14 protein-coding genes and 2 pseudogenes are annotated in these 15,982 nt (G+C 71.9%); 10 read left to right on the top strand and 6 right to left on the bottom strand.

Annotated elements, in window-relative coordinates; translation table 11 throughout:
• Positions 1-16: 16 nt before the first annotated feature.
• Positions 17-514, bottom strand: coding sequence for a VOC family protein (locus VGD70_RS34955; RefSeq protein WP_331089105.1), 498 nt, complete (start codon positions 512-514; stop codon positions 17-19).
• Positions 515-580: 66 nt separating this feature from the next.
• Positions 581-892, bottom strand: coding sequence for a toll/interleukin-1 receptor domain-containing protein (locus VGD70_RS34950; RefSeq protein ID WP_331089103.1), 312 nt, complete (start codon positions 890-892; stop codon positions 581-583).
• Positions 893-1,109: 217 nt separating this feature from the next.
• Between VGD70_RS34950 and VGD70_RS34945 the strand changes: the two genes are divergently transcribed.
• From VGD70_RS34945 to VGD70_RS34920, 6 genes and pseudogenes are all read left to right on the top strand, one after another.
• On the top strand, positions 1,110-2,300 hold the full coding sequence (locus tag VGD70_RS34945; RefSeq protein WP_331089101.1) for an NAD(P)/FAD-dependent oxidoreductase: 1,191 nt from the start codon (positions 1,110-1,112) through the stop codon (positions 2,298-2,300).
• Positions 2,297-3,196, top strand: coding sequence for an RNA polymerase sigma factor SigJ (sigJ, locus tag VGD70_RS34940; RefSeq protein WP_331089098.1), 900 nt, complete (start codon positions 2,297-2,299; stop codon positions 3,194-3,196). The genes VGD70_RS34945 and sigJ overlap by 4 nt, the downstream gene beginning before the upstream one ends.
• Positions 3,197-3,467: 271 nt before the next feature.
• Positions 3,468-3,861, top strand: a pseudogene (locus VGD70_RS34935) (amidohydrolase family protein); the annotation flags it as partial.
• Entirely contained in the window at positions 3,854-5,344 is a 1,491-nt protein-coding gene (locus VGD70_RS34930) for a long-chain fatty acid--CoA ligase (RefSeq protein ID WP_331089096.1), read from the top strand. The pseudogene VGD70_RS34935 and the gene VGD70_RS34930, both read left to right, overlap by 8 nt.
• 249 nt (positions 5,345-5,593) lie before the next feature.
• Positions 5,594-7,675, top strand: a complete 2,082-nt coding sequence (locus tag VGD70_RS34925; protein WP_331089094.1) for a hypothetical protein — start codon at positions 5,594-5,596, stop codon at positions 7,673-7,675.
• Complete coding sequence (locus VGD70_RS34920; RefSeq protein ID WP_331089092.1) at positions 7,668-9,218, top strand: hypothetical protein; 1,551 nt, start codon at positions 7,668-7,670, stop codon at positions 9,216-9,218. The genes VGD70_RS34925 and VGD70_RS34920 overlap by 8 nt, the downstream gene beginning before the upstream one ends.
• Before the next feature lie 5 nt (positions 9,219-9,223).
• On the opposite strand, the gene crcB is transcribed toward VGD70_RS34920, so the two are convergent.
• Complete coding sequence (crcB, locus tag VGD70_RS34915; RefSeq protein WP_331089090.1) at positions 9,224-9,580, bottom strand: fluoride efflux transporter CrcB; 357 nt, start codon at positions 9,578-9,580, stop codon at positions 9,224-9,226.
• Complete coding sequence (locus VGD70_RS34910) at positions 9,577-10,056, bottom strand: CrcB family protein (RefSeq protein WP_331089088.1); 480 nt, start codon at positions 10,054-10,056, stop codon at positions 9,577-9,579. The genes crcB and VGD70_RS34910 overlap by 4 nt, the downstream gene beginning before the upstream one ends.
• Positions 10,057-10,148: 92 nt before the next feature.
• Here VGD70_RS34910 and VGD70_RS34905 point away from each other — a divergent pair, with 92 nt between their 5' ends.
• Positions 10,149-10,586 (top strand): response regulator, encoded by a 438-nt coding sequence (locus VGD70_RS34905; protein WP_331089086.1) that lies wholly within the window; start codon positions 10,149-10,151, stop codon positions 10,584-10,586.
• A 15-nt stretch (positions 10,587-10,601) separates the two neighbouring features.
• Here VGD70_RS34905 and VGD70_RS34900 read toward each other — a convergent pair whose 3' ends face one another.
• Positions 10,602-10,883, bottom strand: coding sequence for a metal-sensitive transcriptional regulator (locus VGD70_RS34900; RefSeq protein WP_331089084.1), 282 nt, complete (start codon positions 10,881-10,883; stop codon positions 10,602-10,604).
• Between the two features lie 114 nt (positions 10,884-10,997).
• Here VGD70_RS34900 and VGD70_RS34895 point away from each other — a divergent pair, with 114 nt between their 5' ends.
• Together VGD70_RS34895 and VGD70_RS34890 are read left to right on the top strand one after the other, a co-directional pair.
• A complete protein-coding gene (locus tag VGD70_RS34895; RefSeq protein ID WP_331089083.1) occupies positions 10,998-11,765 on the top strand; it encodes an alanyl-tRNA editing protein in 768 nt (255 codons plus the stop codon).
• A gap of 48 nt (positions 11,766-11,813) precedes the next feature.
• Positions 11,814-13,559, top strand: coding sequence for a gamma-glutamyltransferase family protein (locus VGD70_RS34890; protein WP_331089081.1), 1,746 nt, complete (start codon positions 11,814-11,816; stop codon positions 13,557-13,559).
• On the opposite strand, the gene VGD70_RS34885 is transcribed toward VGD70_RS34890, so the two are convergent.
• Positions 13,556-15,031 (bottom strand): aldehyde dehydrogenase (NADP(+)), encoded by a 1,476-nt coding sequence (locus tag VGD70_RS34885; protein WP_331089079.1) that lies wholly within the window; start codon positions 15,029-15,031, stop codon positions 13,556-13,558. The two genes, VGD70_RS34890 and VGD70_RS34885, sit on opposite strands and share 4 nt — an antisense overlap.
• 220 nt (positions 15,032-15,251) lie before the next feature.
• Between VGD70_RS34885 and VGD70_RS34880 the strand changes: the two are divergent.
• A pseudogene (locus VGD70_RS34880) lies at positions 15,252-15,982 on the top strand (hypothetical protein); the annotation flags it as partial.

The raw sequence follows: 15,982 nt of genomic DNA, 5'->3' as shown, positions 1-15,982 counted from the left end.
GAGTGGGCAGCCACGCTCAGCGGACCACGTTGCCGTACATCTCGCCGAGCTCGTCGGCGATCAGCTCGATCCGCGCGCCGTCCGGGTCCTGGAAGTAGACCGAGACCTCACTGTGCACCTCGTGCGGGACGCCGGCGTCGGCCAGCTTGGCCTTCAACGCCGCCCAGCGGTCCGGCGCCACGGAGATCGCCACGTGGTGGAGGCCGCCGAGGACCTCCGCGTAGGGCCCGACGTCGAGGCCCGGGAAGTCGAAGAACGCGAGCAGGTTCCCGTTCCCGATATCGAAGAAGAAGTGCGACGAGCCCGGGTAGTCCCGGTTCTCGATCAGCTCGGTGAGCGGGAACTCCAGCAGGTCCTGGTAGAACCGGATGGTCCGCTCGACGTCACTGCTGATGAGGGCCGTGTGATGAAGCCCGCGAGCACTCGACGGCGGCCGCTCGGCCTTGGGCCGCACGTGCGCCGCCCGAAGCCGGTCCCGTGCCTCGGCCAACGCCCCGACATCCTGTCCACTCACGACAACCTCCCTGCGTCCCCCGCGAGAATACGGCGGCCGAGCGGCACCCGCGCTGAGGCGGACCGGTCACCCCGTCTCGGCCAGCAGCTCCCGCACCACCGCCACCACCGTCTCCGGCGTCCGCGCGACGACCAGCGGCAACCCCCGCGCGTCCGGCGGCACGACGTCCGAGCCGTCCACGTTGATGATCCACAGCTCGAGCGCGCCCGCACGGTGGCGCTGCAGCGCGAGCTGGATCTCGTCGTAGCAGTACCGGCTGGCGGCATAGGACCGGCTCCACAGCACGATGAACAGGTCCGAGCGGAGCACGGCCTCCTCGATGGCCGACTCCACCGTCCGCTCGGGAGGAAGCTCCCGCTCGCCGAACAAGACGGTCAACCCGCTCTCTCGGACAGATACCGGTCGAGCGGCCGCGCGAAGTCCCGGTCCACCCGCGCCCGGCTGATGAACACCCGTGCTCGGCCGTTCTGTGTCACAGCTGGGGACCGGCCGTAGGCTCCCGCCGCGAACACGGGTTCCCGCGCCCTCGAGTCGAGTGACGCGCGTCATGTCGCGTCGTGTCACGTTCTCGACGGTCCGCGGTGTCTTGGGAGGCATGTCTGAACACAACACACATCGCAAGGTCGTGGTCATCGGCGGTGGTTACGCCGGAACGCTTGCGGCCAACCGTCTGCGGATGCGCGCCGATGTCGACGTCACGCTGGTCAATCCCCGCCCGAAGTTCGTCGAGCGGATCCGGCTGCACCAGTTCGTGGCCCGCAGCGGCGACGCCACGATTGACTACGGCACGCTGCTCGGTGAGGGCATCCGGTTGGTTGTCGACAGTGTCACGCGCATCGACACCGCCGCCCGCACGGTGGAATTGGCCTCGGGCGGCGGGTTGGACTACGACTACGTCATCTACGCGGTCGGCAGCACCGCGGCGACACCGTCAGCGGTGCCTGGCGCGGCCGAATTCGCTGTGCCCGTCGCTGAGTTCGAGGACGCGCAGCGGCTACGCGCCAGGCTGGACGAGTTGCCTCCCGACGCGCCGATCACGGTGGTCGGCGGTGGATTGACCGGCATCGAGACGGCCGCGGAACTGGCCGGGCAAGGACGCACGGTCACGCTGGTCTGTGGCCGAGCCCTGGCGCCCTATTTGAGTGCGCCAGGTCGCCGGTCGGTCGCCAAGTGGATGACCCGGCACGGTGTCACCGTGCTCGTGGGCAACCAGGTGACCGAAGTCCGGCCGGATGGGATCGTCCTTGCCGACGGTGCGGTGCGTCCGAGCGTAGTGACTATCTGGACGGCCGGTTTCGGTGTGCCCGATCTGGCCCGTGCCAGCGGGTTGCGCACCGACGATCTCGGCCGGCTGCTCACCGACGAAACGCTGACCAGCGTCGATGAGGACCGCATCGTCGCGGCTGGCGATGCCGTCGCACCGTCGGGTCAGCCGCTGCGGATGAGCGGCTATGCCGCAGGGCCGCTCGGGGCGCAGGCCGCCGACACCGTGCTGAGCCGCATCGCGGGCACCCAACCGGCGTTGATCAACCTGGCCTTCACAGGCGCATGCGTCAGCCTCGGCCGCCACGCTGGCGTGCGACAGCTCGCCCGCAAGGACGACAGTATGGTGAACGTCTACATCGGCGGCCGCGTGGGTGCGTTGATCAAGGAAGTGACCTGCAGGTTCGTGGTGTCGAAAAGGATTCGTCGTGAGGCCCGCAAGCCGGGTTCGATGGGCTGGCCCAAGGGCGGCCCGCGCCCCGAGCGGCTGGCCACCACCGCACAGGACGTCACGTCCCCGTGACCACCGACGAACACGCCGAGAGGTTCATGCATCTTCGGCCGCTGCTGTTCACGATCGTCTACGAGATACTCGGCTCGGCAACCGAAGCCGACGACGTGCTACAGGACAGCTACCTGCGGTGGGCCGACGTGGACCTGGCGACGGTGCGGGACACCAAGTCATATCTGGCACGGCTGGTGACCCGTCAAGCGCTCAACGCCTTGCGGGCGAGCACACGCCGCCGCGAGGACTACATCGGCCCGTGGCTGCCCGAGCCGCTGCTGCTCGACGAGCACGACGCGTCGGCCGATGTGGTGCTCGCCGAGTCGGTGTCGATGGCGATGCTCGTGCTGCTGGAAACACTCACCCCCGACGAGCGTGCGGTGTTCGTGCTGCGTGAGGTGTTCGGCTTCAATCACCACGACATCGCCGCGGCGGTGGACAAATCCGTGGCGACGGTGCGCCAGGTGGCGCACCGCGCCCGCGAGCACGTGCAGGCGCGGCGCAAGCGCTTCGAACCCGCCGACGCCGTGACGACCGCGCGGATCACCGAGAAGTTCATGACTGCGGCGGCCACCGGTGACATGGGAGGGTTGCTCGCGCTGCTCGCGCCGGACGCCACCTGGACCGCCGACAGCGGCGGCAAAACCATCGCGGCGCGCCAGCCGATTGTGGGTGCGGAGAAAGTCGCCAAGCTCGTCATGGACCTCTTCCGCCCGGAGCGGCGGACGGCAGACCTGCGGATCGAGTTCGTCAACTGCAACAACACACCCGCGATGATCTACTTCCGCGGCGACCACCTGGAAGGTGTCTTCCTGGTCGAGACCATCGACGGGAAGATCACCAATTTCTACGCCATCCGCAACCCGGACAAACTCCTCGCGGTGACGGATCCGCGTCAGATCAGCCGGCGGTAAGAGCCGGCACGCCGCAGCGAAGCAGGTCGCCGCGGTTTTCGAATGCGCCTTGCGTGAGGCCAAAGAATTTCGCCGCGGGCTGGGTGGCACCGCACACGACGCCACATGCCAGGCGCCTTTGACCTATCTGGTCGCGCACGAAGTTCACACGATCACAGAATGGACAGGCCAGCGATGACGCGAACACCGGAATTGACCGTGACCGACACGCAGGTAGTGATCGCTGGGGCGGGGCCGACGGGGCTGATGCTCGCGTGCGAACTGGGGCTCGTTCCAGCCCAACGACCGGATGGCGTACCGGCTGTACGAGGTGCTGGCCGAGTTGGGCGTGGTGGCGTTGTTCCACAGTGGACAGACCGGCATCGGCGCCGGCCTGCCCGCGGGGGCGGGACCCGGCTCAAGTGCGCGAACCCGATGGCGCTCGACGACGTGGCGGTGGACTTCTCCCATCCCAAGATCGTGATCGCGCACCCGTCGGTCCCGTGGCAGGACGAGGCGCTGGCGGTGCCACGCACAAAGCCGCTGGTGTACATCGACCTGCCCGGCTGGTCGCCGAAGTACTTCCCACCCAGCTCGTCCGGTATACCAATACGCTGCTGAAGGACAAGTGGCAGGACAACGCCGCCCGGCTGCTGGGCCTCGACGACAAGGACGACCATGCGTAACGAGGGCATCGGTTCGTGGACCGCACGCAGGGCCCGCATGTCGCCAGACCGGGTGGCCGTGGTCCACGACGGTCGCGAGTGGACATACCGGGAGCTGCACGAGCGCAGCACCAGGGTGGCACACGTCCTCGCCGGCCTCGGCGTCGAAGGAGGTGACCGGGTCGCCTACCTGGGCCCCAACCACCCCACGTTCCTGGAGGCGCTGTTCGGCACCGGCATGGCGGGCGCGATCTTCGTGCCGCTCAACACCCGGCTCACCCCACCCGAACTGGCCTACATCCTGCGCGACAGCGGCGCGACGGTCCTCATCCACGCCCCGACGCACGACGAGCACGCGGCCGAGCTGCGCGACCTGGTGGACGTGCTGCCCCTCGATGCTTACGAGCGCCTGCTGGCCGACGCCCCCACCGACCCTCGGGACGACCCGGTGGACCCGGACGACCTCGCGATGATCATGTACACGTCCGGCACGACCGGCCGCCCCAAGGGCGCCGCGCTGACGCACGCCAACATCCACTGGAACAGCCTGAACCTGCTGATCGACGTGGACCTCGCGGGCGACGAGGTCACCCTGGTGAACGCGCCGATGTTCCATGTGGCGGCGCTGAACCAGACCGTGCTGCCGACGTTGCTGAAGGGCGGCACGGTGGTCCTGATGTCGGCGTTCGACCCGTCCCGCACGCTGGAGCTGATCGCGCGCCATCGCGTCACGTACCTGTTCGGCGTCCCCGCGATGTTCCAGGCCGTCGCCGCCGCACCCGGCTGGGCGGCGGCGGACCTGTCGTCGGTCCGCACGATGATCTGCGGCGGCGCACCCGTTCCCGAGAAGGTGATCACCACCTACCAGGAGCGCGGGCTCATCTTCCTGCAGGGCTACGGGCTCACCGAGTCGTCACCGAGCGCGTTGTTCTTGCGTGCCGCGGAGAGCAGGGAGAAGGTCGGCTCAGCCGGGACGCCCTGCTTCTTCACGGACGTGCGGATCGTCGACCCGTCGGGCGCCGACGTTCAGCCGGGCGAACCGGGCGAGGTGATCCTGCACGGCCCGAACGTGATGAGCGGCTACTGGAACAAGCCGGCGGAGACCGCGGCAGTACTGTCGAGCGACGGATGGCTACACACGGGCGACGTGGCGGTCGCCGATGACGACGGATACCTGTACATCCGCGACCGCATCAAGGACGTGATCATCTCCGGCGGCGAGAACATCTATCCCGCGGAGGTCGAGGACGCCTTGCACCAGCACCCGGCCGTGGCGGACTGTGCGGTGATCGGCGTACCCGACGAGAAATGGGGCGAGGTGGGCCGAGCGGTCGTCGTCCTGAGGAGCCCCACGACGCCGTCGGACATCCTCGACTCCCTGACCGCCCGGATCGCGAAATACAAGATCCCGAAGTCGGTCGTCTTCGCGGACGCGCTTCCCCGTACCGCGTCGGGAAAGCTGCTGAAGAGCCAACTGCGAGAAACGTATGGAGCCCCGGGATGACACCGTGCTGGCGCCAGGTCACCGGGCCCCAGATCAACACCTTCACCGACGCGGCCGGTGCGCCTGCCCGCGACGGTGCAGGAGGTGGAGGACCGGTCCGGTGCGCACGCTGACCGGCGTCGTCCGTGATCTTGGCGGGTTGACGTTCCAATAGCGGCGAATCGCTGGCCAGACCGGGTCGATCTCGGCTAACAATGGACAGCGACAACAGTCGGTGACGTCCGCCGCACGGTCAGCCGAGGGAGCGCAGTGCCGAGCAGGTCCCGCCTCAGCGCGAAAGACAGCGATCTTCTCCAGCGGTTCCTCGCCGCACTGCGCCAGACCCCCATCCCCACCGCGCCGTCACCGCACGACGGCTACCAGGAGGCGCTCGGGCTGAACCTGCTGGACCTCGCCCTGCGGCTGGGGCACATCGACCGGATGACCGAGGCGCTGACGCTCGCCGACTCCACCCACATGGCCCGCTCGGTGAGCATCGACGTCAACATGAACGTGCTCACCGCCGAGCAGAAGTGGGCCCTGCGGTCGGACCCGAGCAGCTCCGGCGGGCGGCCCACCGCGGTGTGGCTGCCCGTGTCGCGCCAGTCGCGGTCGAGCGGGGCGCCGGTCATCGTGCACGACGCGGCCGGCAACGTGGTGCCGCGGACCACCGAGGTCGAGACCGCGCACGCGCTGATCCACGGCATGTGCAAGGCGTTCCGCATGTTCCTCACCTCCGACCGGCGCACCGAGGATCCCGACGAGCTGCTGCACGGCATCCGGCACAACCTCAACCGGTCCCGCTGGCTCATCGAGGCCACGATCGCCAACATGATCATGAGCGGCTGGCAGGACACGGGCCCGGTCATGGCGCACGCCGACGGGTCCCGGGCCACCGACTCGGACAGCATCCGGGAGAAGGCGGCCCGGGCCATCGAGGAGCTGTTCCCGCCGGACAGCCCGTTCCTGCGGCTGCTGGACGTGGCGTCCTCGGAGTACCTGCTGGTGGTGGAGGTGCCCACGCGCAAGGCGCAGGCGTTCCTCCGCTACGACGCGCCCGTGATCCCCGCCCGGGCCCGCGACCTGCGCGCCCGGGACACGATCGGCCGGTGGGCGGCGTTCCAGCAGGAGTTCACCGTGCGGTACTCGACGATCATCCCGCGGGCGGTCAACTCCTACCACGTCACGCTGGAGGTGCCGCACGAGATCCAGGTCCGCCGGTTCTTCCTCACCAGCGACGTGGACGCGCCGGCGCTGCGCTCGCTGGTCGAGGACATGCGTGCGGTGTCGGAGAGCTACGACGAGCTCCGCGCGGTCACCCCGAAGCTGCTCGAGCTGGAGATGCAGGGCATCGCCTCCCGGCTCGCCGAGTTCGGCCGGCGCCGCTACCGCGACCTCGAGCAGTTCCGCGCCTACATCGGCGACCGGTACGCGGCGTTCTCCAGCCGGCCGCCCCGGTTCCCGGCCCGCGGCGAGGCCGGCGCCCCGGTCACGCCGGAGACGTGCCTGCTGCCGGACCGGCCGATCGCCACCCGGCTGGCGCAGTTCTCGCACCTGTACGAGACCGACCACTACCGCAAGCTCGCCGACGGCCTCGTCACCCGCGACACGCTCGACGAGCTGGCCGACGAGCTCATCGAGTCCCAGCTGGACAAGGACGTCCTCGTCGACAACGACCCGCGGGAGAACGCCGGCCACGCGCACTGGCAGCGGCGCCCGTTCGGCGCCGACCCGCAGTCCGTCGAGCCGGTGACCTCGACCGTCTACATCGCACTCGGCGACGACCCGCCGTCGCTCGCGTCCGACGTGTCCAAGCTGCTGCTCGCGGTCCTGCTGCTGGTGCTCGGCTTCGGGATCGTGCTGGAGCCGAGCTTCTTCAGGAACGTGCCGCTGCTCAGCGACCTCGGCGCCCGGTTCCGCCCGGCCACCGCGGGCGACGGCCCGATGTCCACTGCAGACGCGGTCGTCACCATGCTGCTACTGGTGCCCGGCCTGCTGCTGTCCAGATTGGACATCCCGTCGAACAAGACCGTACTGGGCCAGCTGCGGCTGTTCCCCCGGTACGTGGCCTACAGCTCGGTGATCATCGCGGGCATGCTCGCGCTGCTGGTGGCCTCGGGCCGGGCGGACCGGCTCGACGGCCCGTTCGTGTTCGGGATGGCGGCGCTGCTCGTGCTGTTCCTGCTGGTCGGCGTGGACAGCGTGAGCAAGGCCGTGAAGCGCCGGAGCCGGGTGCCGGTCAACACGATCAGCCCGGCGTGGCTGATCGCCGAGCTCGGCAGGCGGCCGCGCAGGCGCCGCAAACGGTGCTCGGTCGACTTCTCCACGGTGGGGAGCGAGAACCTTGTCTAGCCCGACCATGCGCCATCCCGCCCTGCGCCACCCCGCGCTGGCGGCGGTCGCGGCCAGGGCGGCCGGCGCGGGCAGCCCGGCGGTGCTGTTCGACGTCACGCACTTCGGCACCGACGGGTTCTCCGCGGCGCCGCCCGCCGATGTCACGCCGCCCACCGCGCCGGACCGGGTGGCCGCCGACACGCTCGCGTTCCACCTCGCCGGCGTCGGCTTCCAGGTGCACACGTGGGCGCCGGACACGCCGGGCAAGCAGCACGACGGGGTGTCGACGAGCCGGATCGCGGTGAGCCCGCACGACGAGGCCGGGGAAGGGTTGTCCCGCAAGCTCTTCAACGGCAGCGTGGTGATCAACCCGGACTTCCTCTACGACGCGGCGCACAGCGTCGAGGTCCTGCTGACGCTGGGCAACGACCCGTGGCGGCCGACGTACGCGGACTCGATGATGATCACCCTGGCCTACCAGGGCCTGGTGGCCGCGGCCGCCGCGGACGACGGCGCGCCCGTGCTGTTCCTGCAGTCGCCGGTGGCGCCGTTCCGCGACCCGCCGCGGCAGTTCCGGGTCGACGGTTCCGGCGAGGCACCGCGGGTGGCCAACGGGATGGCGCTGCGAATGCTGGTCGGGCTCGAGCACAGCAACCGGCGCAAGCGGATCACGCTGATGTGCGAGCTGGCCGCGCTCGCGACCGAGCACGGGTTCGGCCTGCAGGTGGCGGACCGCCGGTTCGGCCGGGTGCGGGGCGAGTGGTGGTCGGTGCTGGCGCCGGACGAGAAGCTCTACGCCAGGAAGAAGGCGGAGCTGTTCGACTGGGCACCGGACTCGGTGCCGACGACGGTGCAGCTGCTGACGTTCGTCGGGCCGGCGCGGGTCGGCTCGTCGGCGGCCATCGTGGGCGACCTGCTGGCCCGCAACGTCGGCGTGCTGGCGGTGTCCGAGGCGTCGATGCAGGAGATCGCGTTCATCAACATCATGGTGCCGCTCGCGCCGGCCCGGGTGGGCCGGTCCCGGCTGTCGAGCACCTGCCTGTCGATCGCGGACGGTCTGGGTCAGACCGCGAGCGAGTGCGGCCTCACCCGCCGCCAGGCCGTCCGCGCGAAGAGCCGGATCGCGTCCTCGGCCGCGACCGACTACCGGGTGCTGCGCACGGGCCCGATGCGGCCGCGGATCAAGGAGTCGGCGAGCACGAGCGACCACCCGGTGTGGCTGTCGTGGGGCATGCCGCTCGTCTCCTCGCCCCCGGATGTCGCGCAGCTGGTGGTCAGCCAGCTGCGCGAGGCGACGGACCGCGTGCTCGACGCCCGCATCGACTACTACCGGGCACGTGTCCTGCCCAACGGCCGGGTCACCGGCCGGGCGAAGATCACCGTGTCGCTCGCGGAGGGCCTCACCCGCGGCAGCATCCCCGCGCTGCTGAGCGAGCTGTGCCCGTGGGCCCAGCGGGAGGCGGTGGCCCAGCTGGTCACCGACCACCTGCCGCTGAGCACGATCCGGCTGCGGCTGGCGTGGCGCGAGCGCTGGCTGGGCACGTCCGGCACGATTGCCTGACCGCCTTACATCGCCTCGGCGAGGACCAGGCCGACGTAGGCCGCGCCGAGCCCGGCCACCAGGCTGACGACGACGTTGAGGCCGGCCAGCAGCCACGCCCGGCTCTGCAGCAGCCGCAGGGTCTCGTAGCTGAACGTCGAGTACGTGGTGAGCGCGCCGCAGAGGCCGACGCCGAGCAGTGCCGACAGGGCGGGCCCGACGGGCAGCCCGACGAGGAGGCCGAGGACGAGGCAGCCGAGGACGTTGACGGTCAGCGTGCCCCACGGGAACACCGAGTCGTGCCGGGTCTGCACCGCGCGGTCGAGCAGGTAGCGCAGGGGCGCGCCGACCGCGGCGCCGGCGGCGACGAGCACGACGGTCACCGCGCGACCGCCTGCCGGGCCCGCCGGACGACGACCCGGGCGAAGGCCCAGCCCACCGCGACCGCGGCCAGCGCGGCGAGCGCCGTGCCGCCGAGGTAGAGCAGCCCCAGGCCGGGCGCGCCGGCCCGCACCAGCTGCTGCACGTCGACCAGCGCGGTCGAGAACGTCGTGTAGCCGCCCAGCACCCCGACGCCGAGGAACGGGCGCAGCAGCGGGTGCGCCGGCCACACCTCGCTGATCAGCACCATCAGGACGCCGATCAGCAGGCAGCCGCTGACGTTGGTGAGCCAGGTGGCCCACGGCCACTCTCCCGGCTTGTGCGCCAACAGCTCGCTCAGCCCGTACCGGGACAGCGCGCCCACGACGCCACCCGCCGAGATCGCGCCCAGCACGGCGGCCGGATGCCGGGACAGCTCCCGGCGCTGCTCCCGGTCGTGGAGGTCGACATCGGGGTCGACCGGTCCTTCGATGTGCACCCGTTCCTCCTACCAGCAACGACCCGCGGCACCCAACCGCGACCCGCGGCGCGCCTGTTGCGGCCCGGCGGGCTGACGTGGACAGTGGGCGCATGGTCAGTGCGGTGGACATCCTCCTGGTCGAGGACGATGCCGGCGACGTGTGGTTCACCAGGGACACGTTCGACTACTACAAGATCGGCAACCAGCTGCACGTCGTGAGCGACGGGGTGGCCGCGCTGCGCTTCGTGCGCCGGCAGCCGCCGTACGAGGACGCGCCGCGACCGGGCCTGATCCTGCTGGACCTGGACCTGCCCCGGCTCGACGGGCGGGCGGTGCTGGCCGAGCTGGCCGCGGACCCCGACCTGCGGGACATCCCGGTCGTGGTGCTCACGACCTCCGACGCCGAGTCGGACATCATGCGGAGCTTCACGCTGGCCGCGAGCGCCTACGTGACCAAGCCGGTGGACTTCGACCGCCTGGTCGACGTGGTCCGGCGGCTCGACGACTTCTACCTCACCGTCGTGGTCCGGACCGGCGCCGCGACCTGACCACCGGCGGGCGGATCAGGAACGGACCAGGCGGGCGATCGCGTCGCTGGCCTCGCGGACCTTCTCCTCGGCGTCCTTGCCGCCGTCGGCCAGGGCCTGGGCCACGCAGTGCCGCAGGTGCTCGTCCATCAGGCCGAGCGAGACGGCCTGCAACGCCTTGGTGGCCGCCGAGATCTGGGTGAGCACGTCGATGCAGTACTCGTCGTTCTCGACCATCCGCTGCAGCCCGCGGATCTGGCCCTCGATGCGGCGGAGGCGCTTGAGATAGCCGTCCTTGTCGCTGGTGTAGCCCCGCATCCCGCGCTCCCTTTCCGCCGTTTCCCGTGCCCGACCATCCAGCATACCCGAGGGGGGTAACTACGCGCCGGAGCGCGGGGCGCACGATACCGGGACACACCGCAGGAGGCACTCATGGCCGTTCCGGGCAACGAGGCACCGCCGCCCCCAGGGCTGGCCGACACCGAGCTGTTCGCCACCGACGCCTACCGCCGCTCGTTCGACAGCCAGGTGCTCGAGGTCGACCGCGAGCAAGCCCGGGTCGCGCTGGCGCGGACCGCGTTCTACCCGGGCGGCGGCGGGCAGCCGGCCGACCTGGGCACGCTCAGCTGGGGCGCGGGCGCCGCACCGGTCACCAGGGTGCGCCGCGAGGGCGGCCTCATCTGGCACTGGCTCGACGCGCCCGAGGTGCCCGACCGCGGCAGCGAGGTGTTCGGCGAGCTCGACTGGGACCGGCGGCACCTGCTGATGCGCACGCACACCGCGCTGCACATCCTCTGCGGGGTCATCTGGTCCGAGTTCCGGGTCGCGGTCACCGGCGGCAACATGGATCCCGGCAAGGGCCGGCTGGACTTCCCGCTCGAGAGCATGTCGACCGAGCTGGGCCAGCGCGTCGAGAGCCGGATCAACGAGGAGATCGCCGCCGCCCGCGAGGTGGTCGTCACCTTCCTCGGCCGCGCGGCCGCGGACGCCGACCCGGCGCTGATCCGCACCTCGGCCAACCTGATCCCGGCCGAGATCGACCCGCTGCGGGTGATCGACATCGTGGGCCTGGACAAGCAGGCCGACGGCGGCACCCACGTGCTCAGCACCGTCGAGGTCGGGTCGGTCGCGGTCACCGGCACCGAGTCCAAGGGGAAGGGCAACAAGCGGATCCGGCTGGAGGTCCGCCCGCCGGCGTGACCAAGTAGGCCTTGCCGCGGGACGGGTTCCGGGCGCTAGCGTGGCCAGATGTTCACCACGCGCCCTGAGCTGGCCGGCACGTTCGGCATGGTGGCCTCGACGCACTGGCTCGCGTCGGCGGCCGGGATGGCGGTGCTCGAGAGCGGCGGCAACGCGTTCGACGCCGCCGCGGCCGTCGGGTTCACCCTGCACGTCACCGAGCCGCACATGAACGGCCCGGGCGGCGAGGTGCCGGCCATCTTCGCCACGGCCGCCGACCCCACCCCGCGAGTCCTGTGTGGACAAGGCGTCGCCCCGGCGGCGGCCACCATCGCGCGGTTCCGGGACGAAGGCCTCGACCTCGTCCCCGGCACCGGGCTGCTGGCAGCCACCGTGCCCGGCGCGGTCGGCGCGTGGCTCACCCTGCTGCGCGACCACGGCAGCAAGCCGCTGCGCGAGGTCCTCGGGTACGCCATCGGCTACGCCGAGCACGGGCACCCCGTCGCCGAGGCCGTGGTCGCCACCATCGAGACCGTCGAGGAGCTCTTCCGCACCCACTGGCCCACCTCCGGCCGCCGCTGGCTGCCCACGGCCCGGCCGGGTGAGCTGGTCCGCAACCCCGCGCTGGCGCGGACCTACCGCAGGCTCGTCGACGAGGCCGAGGCCGCGGGCGCCGACCGCGAGGCCCAGCTCGACGCGGCCCTCCGGGCCTGGTACGAGGGCTTCGTCGCCGAGGAGCTCGACGCGTTCTGCCGCACCGAGCTCCCCGACGACTCCGGCACGCCGCACACGGGCCTGCTCACCGGCGCCGACCTCGCCGCGTGGCGCCCCGGCTACGAGGCACCGGCGAGCGTCGAGGCGTACGGCTGGCGGGTCTGCAAGGCGGGCCCGTGGAGCCAGGGCCCGGTGCTGCTCCAGCAGCTCGCGACGATGACGGCGATGGGCGAGCTGCCCCCGCCGGGCAGCGCCGAGCTGATCCACCGGGTGGTCGAGGTCGCGAAGCTGTCCTTCGCCGACCGCGAGGCCAACTACGGCGACGACCCGGCCGTCCCGCTCGACCACCTGCTCTCCCCCGGCTACGCGGCCCAGCGGGCGGCGCTGGTCGGCGAGACCGCGGCCCCGCCGCTGCGCCCGGGGTCCGGCCGGCTGCCGAGGTTCGTCACCGAGGGCACGCACGTGGCGGCCACGGGCCTCGGCATCGGCGAGCCCACGCTGTCCCCGCTCGGCACGACCCGCGGCGACACCTGCCACCTCGACGTCGTCGACCGGTGGGGCAACGTCGTGTCCGCCACCCCGTCCGGCGGCTGGCTGCAGAGCTCGCCGACGGTCGAGCCGCTCGGGTTCTGCCTCGGGACGCGCGCGCAGATGTTCTGGCTCGAGGAGGGCCTGCCGAACTCGCTCGCGCCGGGCAAGCGGCCGCGCACCACGCTGTCGCCCTCGCTCGCCGTGCGCGACGGCGCGGTCCTGTCGTTCGGCACGCCCGGCGGGGACCAGCAGGACCAGTGGCAGCTGGGCTTCTTCCTCAACCACGCCGGGCACGGGATGAACCTGCAGGAGGCGATCGACGCGCCGAGCTGGCACACCACGGCGTTCCCGTCCTCGTTCTACCCGCGGGCCACGGGCACCGAGCTCGTCGTCGAGTCCAGGGTCGACGACGCGGTGCTCGCGGAGCTGCGCCGCCGCGGCCACGACGTGACGGTGGTCGAGCCGTGGTCGCTGGGCCGGCTGTCCGCGGCCTCCCGCGACGCGGCGACGGGCATCCTGCGCGCGGCGGCCAACCCGCGCGGCCAGCAGGGATACGCGGCCGGTCGCTAGCGAGGGTGCGGCATGCCGTCCACGCGACGGGGGATGCCGAGCGGGTTGCCGTCCCGCAGTGCCTTCGGCAGCAGGTGCTGCGGCATGTTCTGGTAGGCGACGGGACGCAGGAACCGGCGCAGCGACGTCGCGCCCACCGACGTGTGCAGGGACGAGGTCGTCGCCGGGTACGGGCCGCCGTGGTGCATCGCGTAGGTCACCGCGACCCCGGTGGGCCAGCCGTTCCACAGCACCCGGCCGGCCCGGTCGGTCAGCTCGGCGAGCAGGAGGTCGGCGACCTCCTCCTCGCCGTCGCCCTGGATGGTCGCGGTCAGCTCGCCCGTGAACGAGCGGGCGCAGGCCAGCAGCTCGTCGTCGGAGGAGTACCGCACCACGATCGACGTGGGGCCGAAGACCTCCACCGCCAGCTCCGCGTGGTGGGCCAGCAGCTCCGCCGCGGACGTGCCCAGCAGCGTCGGCGCCGGCCCGGCCGCACTGTCCCTACCCGCGTGCAGCACCCGGACCGCCGGGTGGCCGGCCAGGCCGGCCAGCGTGCGCGTGTAGCCCTCGGCGATCCGCTCGTTCAGCAGCCGCGCGGCCGGCCGGTCGGCGAGCCCGGCCACCAGACGGTCCTCAATGGACTGTGCGGCGGCGGCCGGCACGAAGAAGAGGCCGGGCTTGGTGCAGAACTGGCCCATGCCGAGGGTGAACGAGGCGAGGTAGCCGTCCGCGATGTCCTTCCCGCGGTCGCGGGCCGCCGGCTCGGTGACGAACACCGGGTTCACGCTGCCCATCTCCGCGTAGAAGGGGATGGGGTCCGGCCGCGCGTTCGCGAGGTCGAACAGCGCCCGCCCGCCGGCCGCCGACCCGGTGAACGCGCCCGCCTTGATCCGCGGGTCCTGGACGACCGCGCGGCCCGCCTCCTCGCCGTCGACCAGCGCGATGGCGCCGTCGGGCAGGCCGGCCGCGGCGAGCGCCGCGCTCACCACCGCGCCGGTCAGCGCGGAGACCAGTGGGTGGCCGGGGTTCGTCTTCACCACCACCGGGCAGCCGACCGCCAGCGCCGCCGCCGTGTCGCCGCCCGCCACGCTGAACGCGAACGGGAAGTTGCTCGCCGCGAACACGACCACCGGCCCGATCGGCAACAGCATCCGCCGCATGTCCGGCCGACCGCCTGCCGGCCACGACGGGTCCGGGGAGTCCAGCGTGGCCTCGAGGTAGCTGCCCTCCTCGACGGCGTCGGCGAGCAGCCGCAGCTGGAAGGTCGTCCGGCCCAGCTCACCGACCAGCCGCGGCTGGACCGGCAGCCCGGTCTCCTCGTTGGCGAGCGGCACGAGGTCACCGGCGGCGCCGTCGAGCGCGTCGGCGATCCGGCGCAGCATCTCGGCTCTCGCGGTGGTGGGCAGCGCGGCCAGCCCCGTCTGCGCGGCCGCCGCGGCCTCCAGCACCGCGTCCAGCTCCTTCTCGGTGGTGTCGCTGCTCGGCGTGCTCATCGGGGCCGCGTCATCTCCCTCGTCCGGGTGTTCCGCGACCGTATCTCACCGCCAGCAGCGGATCTCACCGCCGGCAGCGGGCGAGCCCCGGCTGCCCGTAGATCCGCGCGGACAGGTCACCGCGCCCGGCCAGGCGCACGTGGAAGTCCACATGCGACACCGTACCTGCGCCCGCGGCAACTCCCCTTACGCTGGGCCGATCGGGGCGTACATTCCTGGCATGAGCAGTGGCATCCTGGCCGAGGCGTACCAGCGGCTCCACCACGCCGGGCCGGAGTGGGACGACAACTCGCTGACCAACCACGGCCCGATGACCGTCGAGGTCCTCGTGCGGCGCGGCCGCGAGGCCGACGTGCACCCGTGGGTCGACGCCTACCTGCCGCGCCTGGACGACCTGCCCGCCGCCACCGACCCGATCACCGACGACACCTGGCGCGAGGCGATGGGCGACGGTGACCGGGTCGCGGACTGGACCGCCTACCTCACCCGGCAGACCGCCGAGCGACCGTGGCGCGACGTGCTCGCCCAGTGGTGGCCGCGGCTGCTGCCGGCCATCGCCGCCGGCACCACGCACGGCGTCATCCGCACCAGCCACGCCGTGCGCGCGCTGCTGGCGGGCGGCGACGACCCGGACACCGTCGTCGAGCTCGCGCACGGCCTCGCGTTCTGGGCGGCCCGCGCCCGCTACGTGCCCGGCGTCGAGGCACCGGCGGGCTCGCTGGACGCCGGCGCGGCGTTCGACGCGCTGCCCAGGATCGGCAACCAGCAGGGCAATGTCGCCAGCCGGTTCGCCCAGCTCGCGTCGCTGCCCGCGTGGCCGAAGTCGCTGATGGCGCTGCGCGCTCCGGCCGACCCGGACGACGCCCGCGACCGGCTCGCCGACCTCGTCGACGCCGCCACCGTCGGCTATCTCGGCCACGGCCACACCAGCCCGGTGATCCTGGTGCACAC

This window comes from Actinophytocola sp. (assembly GCF_036402745.1).
Classification (GTDB): domain Bacteria; phylum Actinomycetota; class Actinomycetes; order Mycobacteriales; family Pseudonocardiaceae; genus Actinophytocola.
The sequence above is the reverse complement of the archived record's forward strand: the minus strand, read 5'-3'. Positions and strand labels throughout refer to the sequence as shown.

Excerpts from the sequence above, each read along its gene's own strand:
- VGD70_RS34945 (WP_331089101.1), top strand. The coding sequence starts at position 1,110 with ATGTCTGAACACAACACACATCGCAAGGTCGTGGTCATCGGCGGTGGT.
- VGD70_RS34930 (WP_331089096.1), top strand. The coding sequence starts at position 3,854 with ATGCGTAACGAGGGCATCGGTTCGTGGACCGCACGCAGGGCCCGCATG.
- VGD70_RS34905 (WP_331089086.1), top strand. The coding sequence starts at position 10,149 with ATGGTCAGTGCGGTGGACATCCTCCTGGTCGAGGACGATGCCGGCGAC.
- VGD70_RS34900 (WP_331089084.1), bottom strand. The coding sequence starts at position 10,883 with ATGCGGGGCTACACCAGCGACAAGGACGGCTATCTCAAGCGCCTCCGC.
- VGD70_RS34895 (WP_331089083.1), top strand. The coding sequence starts at position 10,998 with ATGGCCGTTCCGGGCAACGAGGCACCGCCGCCCCCAGGGCTGGCCGAC.
- VGD70_RS34890 (WP_331089081.1), top strand. The coding sequence starts at position 11,814 with ATGTTCACCACGCGCCCTGAGCTGGCCGGCACGTTCGGCATGGTGGCC.
- VGD70_RS34885 (WP_331089079.1), bottom strand. The coding sequence starts at position 15,031 with ATGAGCACGCCGAGCAGCGACACCACCGAGAAGGAGCTGGACGCGGTG.